The organism is Streptomyces sp. NPDC058284, assembly GCF_042881135.1.
Taxonomy (GTDB): domain Bacteria; phylum Actinomycetota; class Actinomycetes; order Streptomycetales; family Streptomycetaceae; genus Streptomyces.
Map to the genome: position 1 here is coordinate 102,289 of NZ_JBHVYE010000011.1, position 18,570 is coordinate 120,858.

Genomic DNA, 18,570 nt, shown 5'->3' on the forward strand with positions numbered 1-18,570 from the left:
CTCCTCCGTCCAGGAGGCCGGGGCTCCGTCATGTCCGCGGTTCGAGGCCGAGCCGGACCGCGATGCCGTCCAGGACGCAGTCGAGCCCCGTCTCGAACCGCCAGGCGGCGTCGTCCTTGCGTCCCGCGTCGAGGGCGTAGCGCCGGTAGGCCGGGTAGCGGCCGGTGCTCATCAGGTACGTCATCTGCGGCGCGAGTCCCGCGCGCGTCTCGTCGCCGCTGGTCCAGCCGTTGTCCTCCATGAACTGGCGCAGCGCCACCTCCGACTGGCTGACGCCGTGCACATAGGCGCCGACGGTGCGGAAGGCCGTCATGATCGTGTCGGCGTCGAGGCCGTGGTTCTCCAGCGCCGCCAGCTGGCGTTCCGCCATGGCCATCCGGTTCGGCGTCAGGGCGAAGTGCGGCGTGGGGAGCTGGGCGAGCCAGGGGTGCGCCAGCATCAGGTGGCGGCTCCCGACGGCGTACGCGCGCAGCACCTCGCGCCAGCCGGTCACGTCCTCGGGTACGACGACCTCGGCGGTGACCCGGTCGACCATCAGCGCCCACAGGTCGTCCTTGCCGGAGACGTGGCGGTACGCGGCCATGGGCGCGACGCCGAGATCGGTGGCGAGGCGGCGCATGGTGACGGCCGCGAAGCCCTCGGCGTCGGCGATCCTCACCGCCACCTCGGCGATCTTCTGCGGTGTCAGCGCGGTGCGCTGCGCGGCCGCCGGGCGCTCCATGCGTTCCCAGAGCGTGATGTCGGGCTCGGGCTTCTTCTGTGCTGCCATGCGTACACCGTATCCCGTGTAGACGCCGTACACATCGATGTGTACGTTGTACGCGAACGATACGCCGTACACATTCACATTCCCGGGGGACCCCCATGACCACACCCACTTCGCGCCCCGCCGCCCTCCGCGTCGCGCTCCTCGTCGGCTCCACCCGCGAGGGCCGCTTCGCACCCGTCGTCACCCGCTGGATCAAGGGCCACGTCGACCAGCGCGACGACATGGACGTCGACGTCGTCGACCTCGCCGAGACCCCGCTGCCCACGGTCCTGCCCGCCTTCGGAGAGCCGCCCGCGCCCGGCACCACCGAGGCCCTCGCGCTGGTCACCCCGCGCCTGGCCGCGGCCGACGCCTTCGTCTTCATCACGCCCGAGTACAACCACAGCTACCCGGCGTCCCTGAAGAACGCCATCGACTGGCACAACGAGCAGTGGCACGCCAAGCCGATCGGTTTCGTCTCCTACGGCGCCATCTCCGGCGGCCTGCGCGCGGTCGAACACCTCCGGGTCGTCATGGCCGAGTTGAACGCCACGACGATCCGCAACACCGTCAGCCTGCACAACGCCTGGGGCCTCTTCGACGAGGAGCAGGAGATGACGGAACCGGCGAGCGACGCGGCGGTCAAGACCATGCTCGACCAGCTCGCATGGTGGGCGCTGGCCCTGCGCGAGGCCAGGTCCGCCCGCCCGTACGCCGCCTGACGTCACGTCACCCACAGCGAGGACGCCATGAACCAGCGCACGGAGCCCCGCGCACCCACCTCACCCGCCACCCCGGAACCGACGCCCGCACCACCCGCACCGCCCGCACCGCCGAAAACCCCGGACCCGCCCTCCCCGCTCGCCCTCCTCGGCCTGCTCCTCGGCATCATCCTGGCGACGCTCGACGGCACGATCGTCGGCACCGCGCTCCCGACGATCGTCGGCGACCTCGGCGGCCTCGACCACTTCCCCTGGGTGGTGACGGCCTATCTGCTCACCGCCGCCGTCTCGACCCCGATCTGGGGCAAGCTGGGCGACCTGTACGGCCGCAAGGGCGGCTACCAGGCCTCCGTCACGATCTTCCTCCTCGGCTCCGTACTCTGCGGACTCGCCCAGAACATGGAGCAGTTGATCGCCTTCCGCGCCCTTCAGGGGCTCGGCGCGGGCGGGCTCTTCGTGGGCGCGATGTCCCTCATCGGGACGCTGCTGCCGCCCGCGGAGGCGGGACGCGCACAGTCGATGGCCGGCGTGCTGCTGCCCGTCGCGATGGTCGGCGGACCGCTGCTCGGCGGCTTCCTCACCGACCGGCTCGACTGGCGCTGGGTCTTCTACGTCAACGTGCCCGTGGGCGCGGCCGCGCTGCTGATCGTCGGCCTGCTCGTCACGGTGCGCGGCGAGCGCGGCCCGGCCCGTATCGACGCGGCGGGCGCCGCCCTCCTCACGGCGGCGATCCTGGCGCTGACGCTGCTCGGAACCTGGGGCGGCACCACGTACGACTGGATCTCGCCGCAGACCGGCGGCCTCGCGCTGCTCGCGGCGGTCGCGCTCGCCGCCTTCGTCCGCGTGGAGCGGCGCGCCCCCGAACCGGTCATCCCGCCCCGCCTGTTCCACGACCGCAACTTCACGCTCGCGCAGGTGCTCACCTTCCTCGCGGGCGCGGCGATGCTGGGAGCGGCCGGTTACCTGCCGCAGTACATGCAGTTCGTCCGCGGCAAGTCGTCCACGGAGAGCGGCCTTCTGTTGCTCCCGCTGATGCTGGGCATGATGGGCGCGCAGCTGTACATCGGCCGGGCGGTGGGCAAGGGCGGCAGGTACCGCGCGTATCCGATCGCGGGCGGCGCCATCGCCACGGCGGGCGCCCTCGCCCTCCTGACGGTCGGCGTGGACACGGCCACGGCCGTCACGTCCGGGCTGACCTTCGTGCTCGGCGCGGGTCTCGGCTCTCTGATGCAGCCGTCCCTGCTGATCACCATGAGCAGCGCGGAACCCCGCGATCTGGGTGCGGCCAGCGGCACCACCACGCTGTTGCGCACCATCGGCGGCTCGCTCGGCGTCGCGGTGCTGGGCTCGCTCTACACGGACCGGCTGACCGGCACCGTCACCGACCGGCTCGGTCCGGCCGGGGAGAGCCTCGCGGGCGGCCACGAGCTGACCCCCGCTTCCCTGCGCGGCCTGCCCGAACCGCTGCGGGAGGCCTTCCGGTCCGGGGTGACCGACGGCCTGCACGCCGTCATGACCGGCACGGCGGTGCTGTGCGCCGTGACGTTCGCGACGGCGTGGCTGATCCGCGAGATGCCGTTGCGCTCGAAGAAGGACCCGGCGGCGACCGATCAACTCGCCAACTGACCGGCGGCCTAGCCGGGCAGCAGCCCCGCCACCGCGCCCACCACGGGAAGGTCGGACAGTGAACCGCCCTCGGCGAGCGGGGCGGTGACCACTCCCGTGCTGAGCGGCTTGAAGTCCGCGATCTGCGTGCCGAGGGTGTTGTCGAGCGGGTCGGCGCTGGTGTTCGCCAGCGGGTCGAGCTGCAGGTCCTTGGCGGGGCCGAGGCCACCCTCCGTCGAGTGGTGCACGGCCGACGTGAGGACCTGGAGGGGCATCGCCGTGTCCAGGGCACTGAGCGGCGCGGTGAGCCCGGCCGCCGCGGGGCCCGGCTCCGCCGCCCCCGCGACACCCGCGCCCATGCCGAGGGCGGCGCCCGCGGCGGTGACGGTGAGGCCCGCGCGCAGCAGTGCGCGTTTGGCGGGCCGGGGTGACGGGGTTGCTGCGTGTCGTGCCATGGGTACCGCCCATATCCGTGCGTAGTGAGTGACCGAGCGCGCACGTAGCGTAGTTGAGTCGCCGCACGGGAGCCAACGGGCGACTCGCCCGGTAGGGCGCGCCGGGCGTTCCCGGCGAGCGGGGCACGGGGCCGGGCGGAAGGGTGGGTTCCGCGCTCGGCTCGGTTGATAATGGCTCCCGTCCACGCTGACGAGCCGTGTCGGGAGATGCGGTCCACCCCCAGGTGCAAAGGCCACAGCTTTGGGTTCCCGTCCCCCGATACCGACCCGCGTCGTGCTGCTCGCGGGCCCCTCCGGCTCAGGCAAGTCCTCCTTCGCCGACCGCTCCGGGCTGCCCGTCCTGTGTCTGGACGACTTCTACAAGGAGGGCGACGACCCCACGCTGCCGCAGGTCCCGGGCAGTTCGGACATCGACTGGGACTCCGTCGGCTCCTGGGACGCGGATGTCGCGGTCGCCGCCATCGAGGAGTTGTGCCGTACGGGGCGCACGCAGGTGCCGGTGTACGACATCGCGACCAGCTCGCGCGTCGGCCAGGAGGCGCTGGACATCGAGCGCACGCCGCTGTTCATCGCGGAGGGCATCTTCGCCGCGGACATCGTGCGGCGGTGCGAGGAGCTCGGCGTGCTCGCCGACGCGATCTGTCTGCGGGGCAGGCCCGCGACCACGTTCCGGCGGCGGCTGCTGCGGGACCTGCGGGAGGGGCGCAAGTCCGTGCCGTTCCTGCTGCGGCGGGGATGGCGGCTGATGCGGGCCGAACGCGCCATCGTGGCCCGGCAGACCGCGCTGGGCGCGCACCCCTGCGGCAAGGAGGAGGCGCTGGGCCGGGTCGCGGCCGCGGCGGCGGGCCGCCATGTGAAGGCGCGGGCCAAGGCGTCGTCGTAGCGTACGAGACCGCGAAGCGACAGGAGACCGGGGAAGCAGCGGGAGACGGGGAAGCAGCGGGAGACCGGAAAACAGAAGGACCGGAAAGACCCCCCGGCCTTCCGGTCCCGCTGCTTGTTTCCCCCGTGCTTTCCCCCGTGCATCCGCCGCAACCCCCCGGAGCGGCGGCCCCCCTACTTCCCCCGTGTTCCCCCCGCCCCTCAGGCGACCAGCTCGCCGAAGGACTCCTCCTGGTCACGGCCGAAGCTGAGGACCTCGTCCTCACGCAGCCGGCGGAGCGAGCGCCAGATGCTGGACTTCACCGTGCCCACGCTGATGTCGAGGATGTCCGCGATCTCGGGGTCCGTACGACCCTCGTAGTAGCGGAGCACGAGCATCGTCCGCTGCAGTTCGGGGAGGCGGGCCAGGGCCTGCCAGAGAACCGCGCGCAGCTCCGTGCCGCGCATCGCGTCCGTGTCGCCCACCGTCTCCGGCAGCTCCTCGGTCGGGTACTCGTTCAGCTTGCGGCGGCGCCACGCGCTGATGTGCAGATTGGTCATGGTGCGGCGGAGGTAGCCCCCGACCGCGGCCTTGTCGCTGATCCTGTCCCAGGCGCGGTATGTCGAGAAGAGGGCGCTCTGCAGCAGGTCCTCGGCCTCGAAGCGGTCGCCTGTCAGGTGGTAGGCGGTTGCGTACAGGGAGGCGCGCCGTTCCTGGACGTAGGCGGTGAACTCCGCCTCCGACAGCGACTTGCGCTCCCCCGAGCCCTCCCCGTACGCGGCTCCCCCGTGAGCCCCGTCAACCACCGTCATGAACCCGGTGTGCTGACGCCCGGCACCGCGAGCGCACCCCCGCCCTCCCGTTGCACCGGACTTCTCGGCGCTCCGTCCGACGTCGTGGAGACGCGTGACAACTGCGCTTGAGCTGGTGCTGTGCAGCGTATTCATCTTGCGCCCCCCGTCGGGTGGAGTCCGGCCTGTTCCGTCTTGCTTCCGTGCTTCCTGCTTGTGACCAGAACTCTGCCGGAGCCACTTCATGACGGTGTCCGTCGACTGTCACAGGCCTGTCACAGGGGTTCGGTACGTCTTCCACCTGTGAAGGTCACGTGTGGGTGGGGGCATCTACCCGCTCTTAAAGGGCCCGGGGAAGACCCAGCAGTCGAACTGGGGCCGTGGCATGGGACAGAATGACGTCCGTGCCTTCCCTGTTGCTGATCGAGGACGACGACGCCATCCGGACGGCCCTGGAGCTTTCGCTCACGCGCCAGGGGCACCGGGTGGCCACTGCTGCCACCGGCGAGGACGGTCTGAAGCTGCTCGGTGAGCAGCGGCCGGACCTGATCGTGCTGGATGTGATGCTGCCGGGCATCGACGGGTTCGAGGTGTGTCGTCGTATCCGGCGCACCGACCAGCTGCCGATCATCCTGCTGACCGCGCGCAGCGACGACATCGACGTCGTCGTGGGCCTCGAGTCCGGCGCCGACGACTATGTGGTCAAGCCCGTGCAGGGGCGGGTCCTCGACGCCCGGATCCGGGCCGTGCTGCGGCGCGGCGAGCGGGAGGCCAACGACGCGGCGACGTTCGGTTCGCTCGTCATCGACCGGGCCGCGATGACCGTGACGAAGAACGGCGAGGACCTGCAGCTCACGCCGACCGAGCTGCGGCTGCTCCTGGAGCTGAGCCGCAGGCCGGGACAGGCCCTGTCGCGGCAGCAGTTGCTGCGTCTGGTGTGGGAGCACGACTACTTGGGCGACTCCCGGCTCGTCGACGCGTGCGTGCAGCGGCTGCGCGCCAAGGTCGAGGACGTACCGTCGTCGCCGACCCTGATCCGTACGGTGCGCGGCGTCGGTTACCGGCTGGACACGCCTCAGTGACCAAACCGCACGACAAGCTCCGCGGGTGGGCCGCGGCACGCAAGGCGATACTGGCGGGGCTGCGCTTCACGAGCCTGCGGCTGCGCCTCGTCGTGGTGTTCGGCCTGGTGGCGCTCACCGCCGCCGTCTCCGCGTCGGGCATCGCGTACTGGCTCAACCGCGAGGCCGTGCTGACGCGCGCGCAGGACGCGGCGCTCAAGGACTTCCGCCAGCAGATGCAGAGCCGCGCGGGCGCCCTGCAGGCCAATCCCTCGCAGGAGGAACTGCAGTCCACCGCCGAGCAGATGGCGACCAGCGGCCAGCGCTACAGCGTACTTTTGGTCGCCGAGAAGAAGACCGGCGGGCAGATCGTCGGCTACTCCGACCTGGACGCCTTCACGCTCGCCAAGGTGCCGCCCGCGCTGCAGAAGGCGGTGAAGGAGAAGCAGCCGCTCACCTCGGGAAACAAGAGCGCCCACCACCTGTACTGGCAGCGGATCGCCGACCACGGCACGCCGTACCTGGTGGGCGGCGCCACCGTGATCGGCGGCGGTCCGACGGGCTACATGCTCAAGTCCCTGGAGCCGGAGGCGAAGGACCTCAGTTCGCTCGGCTGGTCCCTCGCCATCGCCACGGGGCTCGCGCTGATCGGCTCCGCGCTGCTGGCGCAGGCCGCGGCGACGACCGTGCTGAAGCCCGTACACCGCCTGGGGGTGGCCGCGCGGCGGCTCGGCGAGGGCAAGCTGGACACCCGCCTGCGGGTGTCGGGCACCGATGAACTCGCCGATCTCTCCCGGACGTTCAACAGGACCGCCGAGAACCTGGAGAAGAAGGTCGCCGACATGAGCGCCCGCGACGAGGCGTCCCGGCGCTTCGTCGCCGACATGTCGCACGAGCTGCGCACCCCGCTGACCGCGATCACCGCCGTGACGGAGGTCCTGGAGGAGGAACTCGACGCGGAGACCGGTTCGGTGGACCCGATGATCGAGCCGGCCGTACGGCTCGTGGTGAGCGAGACCCGCCGCCTGAACGACCTCGTGGAGAACCTCATGGAGGTCACCCGCTTCGACGCGGGCACCGCGCGCCTGGTCCTCGACGATGTCGACATCGCCGACCAGATCACGGCGTGCATCGACGCGCGCGCCTGGCTGGACGCGGTCGACCTGGACGCCGAGCGCGGCATCATGGTCCGGCTCGACCCGCGCCGCCTGGACGTGATCCTGGCGAACCTCATCGGCAACGCCCTCAAGCACGGCGGTTCCCCGGTGAAGGTCTCGGTCCGCCTGGAGGACGCCAAGCTCGTCATCTCCGTACGCGACGGCGGCCCCGGCATCCCCGAAGAGGTCCTGCCGCACGTCTTCGACCGCTTCTACAAGGCGAGCGCGTCCCGCCCGCGCTCCGAGGGCAGCGGCCTCGGCCTCTCCATCGCCCTGGAGAACGCGCACATCCACGGCGGTGAGATCACCGCGGCCAACTCCGAGGAGGGCGGCGCGGTCTTCACGCTGTGGCTGCCGCGCGACGGTGACGGCACCGACGGCCCCGATGGCCCCGACGGCCCCGAGGACGCGGACAGCGCCGAGGGAGAACAGGCATGAACGGGCGACGGACGCGCGCCGTGGCCGCCGTCGCGGCGCTCACCGCGGTGCTCGCCGGGTGCGGGATCAGGTCGACCGAGGTGCCGACCGACTACGGCGCGGCGCCGTCCCGGGTGCCGTGCGTGCTCTCGGGCTCCGGCATCGCCTCGCGGTCGGGCGGCGGCGTGCCGGTGGAGGTGTTCCTGGTGTGCGCGGCGCAGCTGGTGACCGTCGACCGGGACCTGCGGATCCGCACGGACAAGGCGAGCACCGACCGGGTACGCATCGCCCAGGCGCTCCTCGAGGAGCTGGCGGCGCCCCCGGCGGCCCCCGAGCGGCAGGCGGGCTTCGCCACGGACGTGCGCGCGGGCGTCACCGTCTCGGGACCGCGCAAGGGCGAACCCGGTGACGCGCTGCGCCTCAGCACACCGCCGGAGAGCCTGTCCACGTTCGCGCTGGCCCAGATCGTGTGCACGCTGGCCGACAACGCGGCCTCCGACGAAGGGGCGGTCGTCCTGGGTGGCCCGGGAGACGCCCCGTTGCGGCGCTACGAGTGCACCCCGGAGGTCCGCTCGAGGCCGGGTACGGTGGCGCCGCCCACGGAGAGCGTCGACCAGTAGCGGACGGGTACGCGGAACCGATCCTGCCGCCTCTGACGTCTTGGGGGACGTGCGCCAAGGCTCGGGCGGCCGTATTGCCGCCATCCGCTTCCGTGCGGCGGGGGGATTCCTCCTCGCCGCGCACCTCCTGCTCGTCGGGTGGATCACGCTGCGTCCACTGGACGTGCCCTGGGTGAGCGCCGCGAATCTGCAGCCGCTCGCCGGGATCAAGGCGGATCTGGCGCTGGGCGGCTTCCAGGCGGCCCGCCGGATCGGCGAGAGCGTGCTGCTGCTCGCGCCGCTCGGGGTGCTGCTGCCGCTGGCCGACGGCCGGCTCACGGTCTCGCCGTGGGGCTCCCTGGTCCGCACGGTCGCTGCCGGAGCACTGCTCTCCCTCGGCATCGAGCTGTTGCAGACCGGGGTCCCCGGGCAGGTCGTCGACATCGACTCACTGCTCCTGAACACCCTCGGGGTGGCCGTGGCACACCTCGCGGTGGTGCCCGCGGTCAGGGCCAGGCTCCGTCGTGACAGAGGCGTCGAGCGCCGCCCGGCCCGCCGCCGGGAGGAGCTGTCTCAGGGGTCGACCCCGACAATTCCCAGGGTCGGCATCGCCCCGTAGAGCGACGCTTTGGGCCACTTCGCGAACGTACCGTCGAGGTATCGGGGCACACGGAAGAAGCCCCCCACCTACGGTTCACGAAGGAGCCCGACATGACCGCCCTTGCCCGCCCCACCCACGGCCGGATGATCGGCGGAGTGTGCGCAGCCCTGGCCAAGCGCTTCGGCACCTCCGCGAAGATGATGCGCGTCATCTTCGTCGTCTCGTGCCTGCTGCCCGGCCCGCAGTTCCTGCTCTACATCGCGCTGTGGTTCCTGCTGCCGTCCGAGAGCAAGACCCGCCAGGCCTGGTGACCTCGCCGGGACCCGGACACAACGATGGGGCGCCCCCTCACGAAAGGGGGCGCCCCATCGGCGTACGTGCCGGGCCGGGTCAGCCGAGCGGCAGGCCGTTGATGCCGGTGCCGCCGAGGGGGATGCCGCCGAGCAGGCCCGAGACGGGGGAGGCGGGGACGCCGGGCTTGGGCTTGGGGCTGCCGGGCTTGACCTTCTGGTCGCCGAGGAGGCCGGGGGCGACGCGGTCGACCGCCGGGCCCAGGGTCTGCAGACCGCTGCCGACGGCGCTCTGCCCGGCGGCGAGGGACTCGGTGGCGCCGGTCAGACCTCCGACGGGGACCACCGAGGAGACGGGGCCGAGGGCGGCCGCGGGGTCCGGCACGGCGGGGGCGGCGTTCGCGGCGCCGGCACCCGCGGCGGCGAAGGCGGCGCCGAGAGCGGCGACACCGAGGGTCTTGGCGGCAGACTGCTTCATTGTCAATGCGTCCTTGTGTCTTGGGCGGCTGTGCTTACGGAGGGGGGTGTGCGGAGTTCAACGACCGTAAGCGGCCCCGATCACGGGCGGCGGTCAAACGAAAAGCGGCCGGGAGTGGGTACTCCCGGCCGCCCTCGCGTCCCGCAGCGGCGGACGCCGCGCCCTCAGCTCTCGACAGAAGCGCTGGTCGAGACGGTCTGCCGGAACAGCCACTCGGACTTCAGTTCGGCATAGCCGGGCTTGATCACGTCATTGATCATGGCCAGTCGTTCATCGAAAGGAATGAATGCTGATTTCATCGCATTGACTGTGAACCACTGCATGTCGTCGAGCGTGTAGCCGAACGTGTCGACCAGGTGCTCGAACTCGCGGCTCATGCTGGTGCCCGACATCAGGCGGTTGTCGGTGTTCACCGTCGCGCGGAAGTGCAGCTTGCGCAGCAGACCGATGGGGTGCTCGGCGTACGAGGTGGCCGCGCCGGTCTGGAGGTTGGAGGTCGGGCAGAGCTCCAGCGGAATCCGCTTGTCACGGACGTACGACGCGAGGCGGCCGAGCTGCACCGAACCGTCCTCATCGACCTTGATGTCGTCGATGATGCGCACGCCGTGGCCGAGGCGGTCGGCGCCGCACCACTGCAGAGCCTGCCAGATCGACGGCAGGCCGAAGGCCTCGCCCGCGTGGATCGTGAAGTGGTTGTTCTCGCGCTTGAGGAACTCGAAGGCGTCGAGGTGGCGGGTGGGAGGGAAGCCCGCCTCCGCGCCCGCGATGTCGAAGCCGGTCACGCCGAGGTCGCGGTAGCGGTTGGCGAGCTCAGCGATCTCCAGGGCGCGGGCCGCGTGCCGCATGGCGGTGAGCAGTGCGCCGACGCGGATGCGGTGGCCGTTGGCCTTCGCGCGGCGCTCGCCCTCGCGGAAGCCCTCGTTGACCGCCTCGACGACCTCTTCGAGGGTGAGGCCCTGCTCCAGGTGCTGCTCGGGGGCGTACCGGATCTCGGCGTAGACCACGCCGTCCTCGGCGAGATCCTCGGCACACTCGGCGGCGACGCGCTTGAGGGCGTCCTTCGTCTGCATCACCGCGCAGGTGTGGGCGAAGGTCTCCAGGTAGCGCGGCAGGGAGCCGGAGTCGGCCGCCTCGCGGAACCAGATCCCGAGCTTGTCGGGGTCGGTCTCGGGCAGTCCCTCGTACCCGCATGCGCGGGCGAGGTCGACGATCGTGCCGGGGCGCAGGCCGCCGTCGAGGTGGTCGTGGAGGAGCACCTTCGGGGCGCGGCGGATCTGTTCGGCGCTGGGCTTTTCACGGTCCGTGTGACCGGTCGTGTGTGTCTGGCTCGTCATTTCGGCACTCTAGCGCCTACGCGCGTAGAACTCACTGGTCGATACGTAACAGTGACCCTGCGGACGGGTGGCGTACACGATGGCTTCTGACACTGTTCTGTCATGGCACAGGAAGGGACCGTGGGGCCGGCGGGCGCGGCCAGGCTCGGGCGTGCGATCGGACCGGCTCCCTCGGCGGTGGGCGGAGCGGTGCTCCTGCTGCCCGGCGGCGCCGAGACCTCCGCGCGCAGACCGTCGCCGCTCGCGGGCGTCGGCGTACGGGCGCTGGGCCGCAGACTCGCCCACGACGGTCGGGAGGCGGGCCTCGTCACCCACGTCGTGCACTACCGCTGCCGGGGCTGGAACGGCGCGCAGGCGCAGCTCGCCCACGACACGGCCTGGGCGGCGGACGAGATCGTACGTCTCTACGGCGACGTCCCCGTGTGCCTCGCCGGAGTGGACATGGGCGGGCGCGCGGCGCTTCGCTCGGGCGGGCACGAGGCCGTCAACTCCGTTCTGGCGCTTGCGCCTTGGCTGCCGGAGGACGACATGGCGGCGACCCCCGAGCCGGTGAAGCAGCTCGCGGGGCGGCGGGTGCTGATCGTGCACGGCACGAACGACGAGCGGACCGATCCCGAGCTGTCGTTCCGGCTCGCCGAGCGGGCGAAGAAGGCGAACCGTGATGTGTGCCGGTTCGAAGTGCACTCGGACGGGCACCGGTTGCATCAGCACCAGGCCGAAGTCCTCGCGCTGGCCTCGGACTTCGTGATGGGGACGTTGTTCGGGGCGGATTTCGCGCGGCCCCTTGAGGACGCGTTGGCGGCTCCGCCGCCGTTGGGGCTGCGCATGCCGTTGGCCTCCGGCTTCGGGCGGTCGCTTCGGTGGTGAGGGTGGGACGGGGCGCGGTCGGTCACCGGCTTCGCCGCGTTCGTCCTCAATCGCCGGACGGGCTTGAGACATCGCCGGGGGCGGGGTGACCGGAGAGTCCGGAGCCGGGGTGACCGGAGAGTCCGGGGCCGGGGTGACCGGAGAGTCCGGGGCCGGGCTGCGGCGCGGACGACTGATGCAGCAGCCGGCCCTTCCTGCTCAGCAGGAACGCCTTGAACGCCGCCACCGGTGGCGTGTCCGGGTGGCCGCCCAGCCACGCCACGCCGATCTCGCGGACCGCCCGCTGGCCCGTCACCGTGAGCTCCACGACTCCCGGGCGCGGCACGGCGGGTGGTGGCAGCAGGGCCACGCCGAGGCCCGCCGCGACCAGGCCGCGCAGCGTCTCCGCCTCCTCGCCCTCGAAGGCGACGCGGGGCTTGAAGCCCGCCTCGTGGCAGAGGTCGTCCGTGATGCGGCGCAGGCCGTAACCGGGCTCCAGGGTCACGAACGCCTCTTCGGCGGCCTCGCCGAGGCGGACCCGCTTACGGGCGGCCAGGCGGTGGTCGTCGGGGACCACGAGGCGCAGCCGCTGTTCGTCGAGGCGGCGGGCGACCAGGTCGGGGGCGTCGGGCACCGGCGAGGTGAGGCAGAGGTCGAGCTCGCCCGCGCGCAGCCGCTCGATCATCGCCTCGCCGTAGTTCTGGACGAGGCTGAACCGCACGCGCGGATGGTCGGCGCGGAAGGCGCGGATCAGGCCGGGTACGGTCTCCGAGCCCATGGTGTGCAGGAAGCCGAAGGCGACCTTGCCGGACTCCGGGTCGGCGTCCGCGCGCACCGACTCCGCGGCGCGCTCCACCTCGCCGAGGGCCCGCTCGACCGAGGCGAGGAAGGTGCGGCCCGCCGGGGTGAGCGAGACGGTGCGGCCGCGGCGGGCGAACAGGTCGACGCCGAGGTCTCGTTCGAGCCGGACGAGGGCGCGGGAGAGGGTCGACTGGGGGATCCGCATCTGCTGCGCGGCGCGCGTGACGTGCTCGCTGCGGGCGACGCCCGCGAAGTACGCGAGGCGGGGCGCGAGCAGCGTGACGATGTCCTGCGGGTCACTGTTCTGTGACACGCGCGGCGCTGACCTGTGCTGATGCTGCATGGCATCGATTATGGGGTTTCCATGCATTGGACGCATCAAAAAGTCGGCCGTACGTTCGTGGCATGCCTGCTGCCAGTACTGGGGCGTCCGCCACCCATGCGGTCGCCCCCGCCCCGTCGTCCCCCGCCACCGATTCACGCCTGGCCCCGGGCGGACCCGGCTACCGTCGGATGAGTTTCGCGCTCTTCCTCGCGGGGGTCGCCACCTTCGCCCTCCTCTACTCCACGCAGGCCCTCCTCCCCCTCGTCTCCGCCGACTTCGGCGTGAGCGCGAGCACGGCGAGCTGGACGGTGTCGGGGGCGACGGGCGCACTGGCTCTCTTCGTCCTGCCGCTGAGCGCGCTCAGCGAACGCTTCGGGCGGCGCGCGGTGATGACCGCATCGCTGACCGTCGCCGTCGCCGTCGGCCTCCTCGTCCCCTTCGCTCCCTCGGTCGAGGTCCTGATCGTGCTGCGCGCCGTGCAGGGCGCGGCCCTCGCCGGGCTCCCCGCCTCCGCGATGGCGTTCCTCGCCGAGGAGGTGCGGCCGAAGGCGCTGGTGGCCGCGATCGGCATGTTCGTGGCCGGCAACTCCATCGGTGGCATGAGCGGGCGCATCGTCACCGGCTGGGTCGCGCAGGCGTGGGGCTGGCGTGCGGCGGTCGGCGTGGTCGGCATCGTCGCGGTGCTGTGCGCGGTCGCCTTCCGCGTACTGCTGCCCGCGCCGCGGCACTTCACCCCGGGGCCGCTCAGCCCGCGAGCCCTCGCGCGTACGGTGCGTACGCATCTGTCGAATCCGCTGCTCTGCAGGCTGTACGCGATCGGCGCGCTCTTCATGACCGTCTTCGGCGCGGTCTACACGGTGATCGGCTACCGCCTCACCGAGGCGCCGTTCTCGCTTCTGCAGGGCGTCATCGGCTCGATCTTCCTCGTCTATCTCGTCGGCACGGTCTCCTCGGCGGCCGCGGGGAAGCTGGTGGCGCGGCTCGGGCGGCGCGGGGCGCTGTACCTGGCGGTGAGCACGACCGCCGGCGGCCTGCTGCTCTCCCTCTCCTCGTCGCTGCTCATGGTCCTGCTGGGCCTCGTCCTGATCACCGCGGGCTTCTTCGCGGGCCACGCGGTCGCGTCCTCCTCGGTGAGCCGTACGGCCACCGAAGGGCGGGCGCAGGCTTCCGCGCTCTACCAGTCCGCGTACTACCTGGGCTCCAGCGCGGGCGGCACGCTCGGCGCGGTCGCCTTCCACGCGGGCGGCTGGGCCGGGACCGTCGGCCTCGGCGTCCTCGCGGTGCTCGGCGTCGCCGCGGTCACGGTGTGGGGTTCGCACGCGGCGCGGGTGGAGTCGCGGCGCGCTCTCGTCGCCGGTTCCTGCTGATTTCACCTGCGGGTTTTCCCGGTCCGGGGGCCGTTGTCAGTGGGCTGCGGTAGCTTCCGATGTGTTGGGCCTCACAACGGGCCCTTTCGGGGAACGCGCAGGGGTGGGGATGGGCGACATGGCTGGGACGACGACCGATCTTGACGTCACGCTGGAGAAGCACCGGGTCGAGCTGACCGGGTACTGCTACCGGATGCTGGGTTCGGCCTTCGAGGCCGAGGACGCCGTGCAGGACACGATGGTGCGGGCCTGGCGCAGCTTCGAGAAGTTCGAGGGGCGCTCCAGCATCCGCTCATGGCTGTACCGCATCGCGACCAACGTCTGCCTGGACATGCTGAACGCGGGCAACCGCCGCGCCCGCCCCATGGACCTGACCGCGGCCACCCCGCTGGCCCAGGCGGCGCTCAACCCGCGTCCGGACAACACCTGGCTGGAGCCGGTGCCGGACGCCCGCGTGCTGCCGAGCCTGCACGACCCCGCCGAGGCGGCCGTCGCCAAGGAGTCGGTGCGTCTGGCGTTCGTCGCCGCCCTGCAGAGTCTGCCGCCCAAGCAGCGGGCGGTGCTGATCCTGCGGGAGGTCCTCGCGTGGAAGGCCAGTGAGGTAGCCGAGCTGATCGACACGTCGGTCGCCTCGGTGAACAGCGCGCTGCAGCGGGCCCGTGCCACCCTCGCCGAGCGGCCGGAGGACGACACGGCCGTCTCCGATCCGCTGGACGAGGAGCAGCAGAAGCTCCTCGACCGCTACGTCGCCGCCTTCGAGGGCTACGACATGGCGGCGCTGACGGCGCTGCTCGCCGAGGACGCCGTCATGACGATGCCGCCGTTCGACCTCTGGCTGCGCGGCACGGCGGACATCACGGGCTTCATGACCACGATGGGCGCGGGGTGCGCCAACAGCCGCCTGTTCCCGGTGAACGTGAACGGCACGCCGGGCTTCGCGCACTACAAGCCCGACCCCGAGAACGGCGGCTTCGCGCCCTGGGCGATCCAGGTCATCGAGATCTCAGAGGGCCGCATCGCCGGCTTCCACTGCTTCCTGGACACGCCGCGGTGGTTCCCGCTGTTCGGCCTGGCCCCCCATCTCGACGACTAGCCCGAGCAGTTCGACGAGCCCGACGAGACCGAGCAGGGCGAGCAGGGCGGGGCTGGGATTCCTGAGCCGGATCCCGCCCCCGGCCCCGGCCCCGGCCCTGCGGGCGGCGAGGTGCAGCCGGGCGATGGCGTCGACGGTGGTGAGGTCGGCGGTGGTCACGCCGGAGACGTCACAGATCACGTCGGCGCCGCCGCCGGGCCCGTGCCGGGCCGCTGCGACCCGGTCGCACAGGGGTGGAATGTCTCCTGGGCGCAGCGGGCCCTCGATACGAATGAGGTTCTCTTCGGGAGCAGTCACGCAGGGTTGACCGCGGCGGCGGCCGGAACTCATCGGTGGGCGGGCTGTACCTCTGGTGGGCCTGCGTCTTTGTTGGTTACCGGGGCCGCCCGGTGTTGTGCGGAGTGTGGCGGTTCCGGGCCGGGAGTAAAGGGCGCTCCGCTGCGCTGCGCGTCGGCTGCGCCGATGTCCCTTCGGGCCACCCTTGACTCCCGTCCCTCCACCGCACGTTGACTTTGACCCGGACGGCCAGGGGTGGGGGCGACGGGGGCGATGCTCGGGCCATCCCCTTTCATCGCCGGGTGCGGCCCGGTCCAACGCGAGCCGACGTCACGGTCCGGGCGCGGCTGCCCGTGCGGCCTCGCCGATCGGGCCATCCCCTCGCGCTGCCGGGTGCGGCCCGGTCCATCGTGGGTGGCCGCCACGGTTGGGGCGGGCCCGGCTCCGCCGCTCGGGTCATCACCTCGCGCTGCCGGGTGCGGCCCGGCCCAACGTGGGCGGGAGTGACGGTCGATGTGCCGGTGGGCCCGGGCCGGTCCCCTCCGGCACCTACTTTGGGAAAGTTGCGAATGCATTCGCCGCACGCCCCCCTGCCAAGCCGGATGCGCCCCCTCGCATGCGGGCTTGCCCCTGCGGATGCGCGAGATGAGGTGGTGGGTGGGATGACGCGCGGGACGTGGGAGGGGGACGGTTGAGTCGGGCCGCCCCCTCCCGGCACCTACTTTGGGAAAGTTGCGAACGCGTTCGCCGCGCGCCCCCCTGCCAAGCCGGATGCGCCCCCAACGTGCAGGCTTGTGGCATCCGATTCGCGAGAACGGCAACATGGCTGGCGGCGCGCGGGGCGTGGGAGGGGGCGCGCGGCGAGTCGGTTCGCAACTTTCCCAAAGTAGGTCCCGGAGAGGCCAGGGCAGAAACCCATGGCAGACCGCCGCCATCGCTTCGGCCGGGACGGTCGCCGCACACCACTCGCCCCGACCCCGCACCCCAACCGTGACAGCGACTCACGATGGACCGGGCCGCACCCGGCCGCGAGAGCCGATGACCCGAGCGGCGAAGCCGGGCCCACCCCAACCGTGACGGCGGCTCGCGTTGGACCGGGCCGCACCCGGCGATGAAAGGGGATGGCCCGAGCACCGCCCCCCTCGCCCCCACCCCTGGCCGTCCGGATCAAAGTCAACGTGCGGTGGAGGGACGGGAGTCAAGGGTGGAGCGCAGCGGAATCGGCGCAGCCGACGCGCAGCGCAGCGGAGCGCCCTTTACTCCCGGCCCGGAACCGCCACACTCCGCACAACACCGGGCGGCCCCAGCAACCATCAAAGACGCAGGCCCACCGAAGGCGCCCGTGCTAGCCGATCCGGCCCAGGATGATCGGAGTCGCCGAGAAGCCCGTCCCCGCCGGAGCGATGTCGTAGGAGCCGGCCACCGACTCCAACGCATACGCGAAGCGGTCCGGCGTATCCGTGTGCAGGGTCATCAGCGGCGCCCCCGCCTCGACGGAGTCGCCCGGCTTGGCGTGGAGTTCGACACCCGCGCCCGCCTGGACCACGTCCTCCTTGCGCGCGCGGCCCGCGCCGAGGCGCCAGGCCGCGACTCCGATGTCGTACGCGTCGAGGCGGGTGAGGACGCCGGACGACGGGGCCCGGACCACGTGCGTCTCGCGGGCCACGGGGAGCGCCGCGTCCGGGTCGCCGCCCTGCGCCGTGATCATGCGGCGCCAGACGTCCATCGCCGAGCCGTCGGCCAGCGCCTTCGCCGGGTCGGCGTCCGGCAGGCCCGCCGCGTCGAGCATCTCGCGGGCCAGCGCGAGGGTCAGCTCGACGACGTCGGAGGGGCCGCCGCCCGCGAGGACCTCCACCGACTCGCGGACCTCAAGAGCGTTGCCGGCCGTCAGGCCCAGCGGGGTCGACATGTCCGTGAGCAGCGCGACCGTGCGGACGCCGCTGTCGGTGCCCAGCTCGACCATGGTCGAGGCCAGTTCGCGGGCGTCGTCGAGGTTCTTCATGAAGGCGCCGGTGCCGACCTTCACGTCGAGGACGAGCGAGCCGGTGCCTTCGGCGATCTTCTTGGACATGATGGAGGAGGCGATCAGCGGGATCGCCTCGACCGTGCCGGTCACGTCACGCAGCGCGTAGAGCTTCTTGTCGGCGGGGGCCAGGCCGTCACCCGCGGCGCAGATGACCGAGCCGACGCCTTCGAGGACGTTGAGCATCTCCTCGTTGGAGAGCAGCGCGCGCCAGCCGGGGATGGCCTCCAACTTGTCCAGGGTGCCGCCGGTGTGGCCGAGGCCCCGGCCCGAGAGCTGCGGGACGGCCGCGCCGCACGCGGCGACCAGCGGGGCGAGCGGCAGCGTGATCTTGTCGCCGACACCGCCCGTGGAGTGCTTGTCGGCGGTGGGGCGGGAGAGGGAGGAGAAGTCCATGCGCTCGCCGGACGCGATCATCGCGGCGGTCCAGCGGGCGATCTCCTTGCGGTTCATGCCGTTGAGCAGGATCGCCATCGCGAGGGACGACATCTGCTCGTCGGCGACCGCGCCGCGGGTGTACGCGTCGATGACCCAGTCGATCTGCTCGTCGCTGAGCTCGCCCCGGTCACGCTTGGTGCGGATGACGGAGATGACGTCCATGGCATGTCCTTCCAGCAGTACAACGGCGTACGTACGTGAATATGCCGCGACTCTACGCGCATAGAGCCCCGAGATGAAGGCAGCCCCGCACCCGAGATCCGCAGATCCCAAGGGCACGG

General features: G+C 71.9%; 19 protein-coding genes. 11 read left to right on the plus strand and 8 right to left on the minus strand.

Annotated elements, in window-relative coordinates:
• Window positions 1–28: 28 nt before the first annotated feature.
• Window positions 29–769, minus strand: a complete 741-nt coding sequence (locus ACFVYR_RS17630) for a TetR/AcrR family transcriptional regulator (RefSeq protein WP_384262310.1) — start codon at window positions 767–769, stop codon at window positions 29–31.
• A 95-nt stretch (window positions 770–864) separates the two neighbouring features.
• Between ACFVYR_RS17630 and ACFVYR_RS17635 the strand changes: the two genes are divergently transcribed.
• Window positions 865–1,470 carry an NADPH-dependent FMN reductase gene (locus ACFVYR_RS17635; RefSeq protein ID WP_384262307.1) on the plus strand — a complete coding sequence of 202 codons (606 nt, stop codon included), beginning with the start codon at window positions 865–867 and terminating at the stop codon, window positions 1,468–1,470.
• A gap of 27 nt (window positions 1,471–1,497) precedes the next feature.
• A complete protein-coding gene (locus tag ACFVYR_RS17640) occupies window positions 1,498–3,096 on the plus strand; it encodes an MDR family MFS transporter (RefSeq protein WP_384262306.1) in 1,599 nt (532 codons plus the stop codon).
• Window positions 3,097–3,104: 8 nt separating this feature from the next.
• On the opposite strand, the gene ACFVYR_RS17645 is transcribed toward ACFVYR_RS17640, so the two are convergent.
• Complete coding sequence (locus ACFVYR_RS17645; protein WP_384262304.1) at window positions 3,105–3,530, minus strand: hypothetical protein; 426 nt, start codon at window positions 3,528–3,530, stop codon at window positions 3,105–3,107.
• Between the two features lie 241 nt (window positions 3,531–3,771).
• Between ACFVYR_RS17645 and ACFVYR_RS17650 the strand changes: the two genes are divergently transcribed.
• Window positions 3,772–4,413, plus strand: coding sequence for a uridine kinase (locus tag ACFVYR_RS17650; RefSeq protein ID WP_384262302.1), 642 nt, complete (start codon window positions 3,772–3,774; stop codon window positions 4,411–4,413).
• Between the two features lie 200 nt (window positions 4,414–4,613).
• Here ACFVYR_RS17650 and ACFVYR_RS17655 read toward each other — a convergent pair whose 3' ends face one another.
• Window positions 4,614–5,339 carry a SigE family RNA polymerase sigma factor gene (locus tag ACFVYR_RS17655; protein WP_384262299.1) on the minus strand — a complete coding sequence of 242 codons (726 nt, stop codon included), beginning with the start codon at window positions 5,337–5,339 and terminating at the stop codon, window positions 4,614–4,616.
• Window positions 5,340–5,587: 248 nt separating this feature from the next.
• Here ACFVYR_RS17655 and afsQ1 point away from each other — a divergent pair, with 248 nt between their 5' ends.
• The 5 genes from afsQ1 (at window position 5,588) to ACFVYR_RS17680 (ending at window position 9,329) form a co-directional block, all read left to right on the plus strand.
• Window positions 5,588–6,265, plus strand: coding sequence for a two-component system response regulator AfsQ1 (gene afsQ1 / locus ACFVYR_RS17660; protein WP_030779097.1), 678 nt, complete (start codon window positions 5,588–5,590; stop codon window positions 6,263–6,265).
• The gene (locus ACFVYR_RS17665; protein ID WP_384262296.1) at window positions 6,163–7,839 is read left to right on the plus strand and encodes an ATP-binding protein; all 1,677 of its coding nucleotides are present in this window, start codon (window positions 6,163–6,165) and stop codon (window positions 7,837–7,839) included. Before afsQ1 ends, ACFVYR_RS17665 begins: the two co-directional genes overlap by 103 nt.
• A complete protein-coding gene (locus tag ACFVYR_RS17670) occupies window positions 7,836–8,438 on the plus strand; it encodes a hypothetical protein (protein WP_384262294.1) in 603 nt (200 codons plus the stop codon). Before ACFVYR_RS17665 ends, ACFVYR_RS17670 begins: the two co-directional genes overlap by 4 nt.
• A 49-nt stretch (window positions 8,439–8,487) precedes the next feature.
• On the plus strand, window positions 8,488–9,036 hold the full coding sequence (locus ACFVYR_RS17675) for a VanZ family protein (protein WP_384262291.1): 549 nt from the start codon (window positions 8,488–8,490) through the stop codon (window positions 9,034–9,036).
• Between the two features lie 92 nt (window positions 9,037–9,128).
• Window positions 9,129–9,329, plus strand: a complete 201-nt coding sequence (locus ACFVYR_RS17680; RefSeq protein ID WP_384262289.1) for a PspC domain-containing protein — start codon at window positions 9,129–9,131, stop codon at window positions 9,327–9,329.
• 79 nt (window positions 9,330–9,408) lie between these two features.
• Here the strand turns inward: ACFVYR_RS17680 and ACFVYR_RS17685 are convergent, their stop codons facing one another.
• A complete protein-coding gene (locus tag ACFVYR_RS17685) occupies window positions 9,409–9,786 on the minus strand; it encodes an ATP-binding protein (protein WP_384262286.1) in 378 nt (125 codons plus the stop codon).
• Between the two features lie 164 nt (window positions 9,787–9,950).
• Entirely contained in the window at window positions 9,951–11,120 is a 1,170-nt protein-coding gene (locus ACFVYR_RS17690; RefSeq protein ID WP_384262284.1) for an adenosine deaminase, read from the minus strand.
• Window positions 11,121–11,222: 102 nt separating this feature from the next.
• Between ACFVYR_RS17690 and ACFVYR_RS17695 the strand changes: the two genes are divergently transcribed.
• Window positions 11,223–11,987: an alpha/beta hydrolase gene (locus ACFVYR_RS17695; RefSeq protein ID WP_389612032.1), complete on the plus strand. Its 765-nt coding sequence runs from the start codon at window positions 11,223–11,225 to the stop codon at window positions 11,985–11,987.
• A 46-nt stretch (window positions 11,988–12,033) separates the two neighbouring features.
• Here ACFVYR_RS17695 and ACFVYR_RS17700 read toward each other — a convergent pair whose 3' ends face one another.
• Window positions 12,034–13,110 carry a LysR family transcriptional regulator gene (locus ACFVYR_RS17700; protein ID WP_384263902.1) on the minus strand — a complete coding sequence of 359 codons (1,077 nt, stop codon included), beginning with the start codon at window positions 13,108–13,110 and terminating at the stop codon, window positions 12,034–12,036.
• A 62-nt stretch (window positions 13,111–13,172) separates the two neighbouring features.
• Between ACFVYR_RS17700 and ACFVYR_RS17705 the strand changes: the two genes are divergently transcribed.
• Together ACFVYR_RS17705 and ACFVYR_RS17710 are read left to right on the plus strand one after the other, a co-directional pair.
• Entirely contained in the window at window positions 13,173–14,459 is a 1,287-nt protein-coding gene (locus ACFVYR_RS17705) for an MFS transporter (RefSeq protein ID WP_384263905.1), read from the plus strand.
• Between the two features lie 109 nt (window positions 14,460–14,568).
• Complete coding sequence (locus ACFVYR_RS17710; RefSeq protein ID WP_384263907.1) at window positions 14,569–15,552, plus strand: sigma-70 family RNA polymerase sigma factor; 984 nt, start codon at window positions 14,569–14,571, stop codon at window positions 15,550–15,552.
• On the opposite strand, the gene ACFVYR_RS17715 is transcribed toward ACFVYR_RS17710, so the two are convergent.
• Both ACFVYR_RS17715 and ACFVYR_RS17720 read right to left on the minus strand, forming a co-directional pair.
• The gene (locus tag ACFVYR_RS17715; RefSeq protein ID WP_384263910.1) at window positions 15,463–15,849 is read right to left on the minus strand and encodes an STAS domain-containing protein; all 387 of its coding nucleotides are present in this window, start codon (window positions 15,847–15,849) and stop codon (window positions 15,463–15,465) included. The two genes, ACFVYR_RS17710 and ACFVYR_RS17715, sit on opposite strands and share 90 nt — an antisense overlap.
• Window positions 15,850–17,173: 1,324 nt before the next feature.
• Window positions 17,174–18,451 (minus strand): thymidine phosphorylase, encoded by a 1,278-nt coding sequence (locus ACFVYR_RS17720; protein ID WP_384262534.1) that lies wholly within the window; start codon window positions 18,449–18,451, stop codon window positions 17,174–17,176.
• Between the last annotated feature and the right edge of the window lie 119 nt (window positions 18,452–18,570).

Excerpts from the sequence above, each read along its gene's own strand:
- ACFVYR_RS17680 (WP_384262289.1), top strand. The coding sequence starts at position 9,129 with ATGACCGCCCTTGCCCGCCCCACCCACGGCCGGATGATCGGCGGAGTG.
- ACFVYR_RS17630 (WP_384262310.1), bottom strand. The coding sequence starts at position 769 with ATGGCAGCACAGAAGAAGCCCGAGCCCGACATCACGCTCTGGGAACGC.
- ACFVYR_RS17720 (WP_384262534.1), bottom strand. The coding sequence starts at position 18,451 with ATGGACGTCATCTCCGTCATCCGCACCAAGCGTGACCGGGGCGAGCTC.
- ACFVYR_RS17655 (WP_384262299.1), bottom strand. The coding sequence starts at position 5,339 with ATGAATACGCTGCACAGCACCAGCTCAAGCGCAGTTGTCACGCGTCTC.
- ACFVYR_RS17705 (WP_384263905.1), top strand. The coding sequence starts at position 13,173 with ATGCCTGCTGCCAGTACTGGGGCGTCCGCCACCCATGCGGTCGCCCCC.
- ACFVYR_RS17635 (WP_384262307.1), top strand. The coding sequence starts at position 865 with ATGACCACACCCACTTCGCGCCCCGCCGCCCTCCGCGTCGCGCTCCTC.
- ACFVYR_RS17695 (WP_389612032.1), top strand. The coding sequence starts at position 11,223 with ATGGCACAGGAAGGGACCGTGGGGCCGGCGGGCGCGGCCAGGCTCGGG.
- ACFVYR_RS17645 (WP_384262304.1), bottom strand. The coding sequence starts at position 3,530 with ATGGCACGACACGCAGCAACCCCGTCACCCCGGCCCGCCAAACGCGCA.
- ACFVYR_RS17670 (WP_384262294.1), top strand. The coding sequence starts at position 7,836 with ATGAACGGGCGACGGACGCGCGCCGTGGCCGCCGTCGCGGCGCTCACC.
- ACFVYR_RS17700 (WP_384263902.1), bottom strand. The coding sequence starts at position 13,110 with ATGCAGCATCAGCACAGGTCAGCGCCGCGCGTGTCACAGAACAGTGAC.
- ACFVYR_RS17710 (WP_384263907.1), top strand. The coding sequence starts at position 14,569 with ATGGGCGACATGGCTGGGACGACGACCGATCTTGACGTCACGCTGGAG.
- ACFVYR_RS17640 (WP_384262306.1), top strand. The coding sequence starts at position 1,498 with ATGAACCAGCGCACGGAGCCCCGCGCACCCACCTCACCCGCCACCCCG.
- ACFVYR_RS17690 (WP_384262284.1), bottom strand. The coding sequence starts at position 11,120 with ATGACGAGCCAGACACACACGACCGGTCACACGGACCGTGAAAAGCCC.
- ACFVYR_RS17685 (WP_384262286.1), bottom strand. The coding sequence starts at position 9,786 with ATGAAGCAGTCTGCCGCCAAGACCCTCGGTGTCGCCGCTCTCGGCGCC.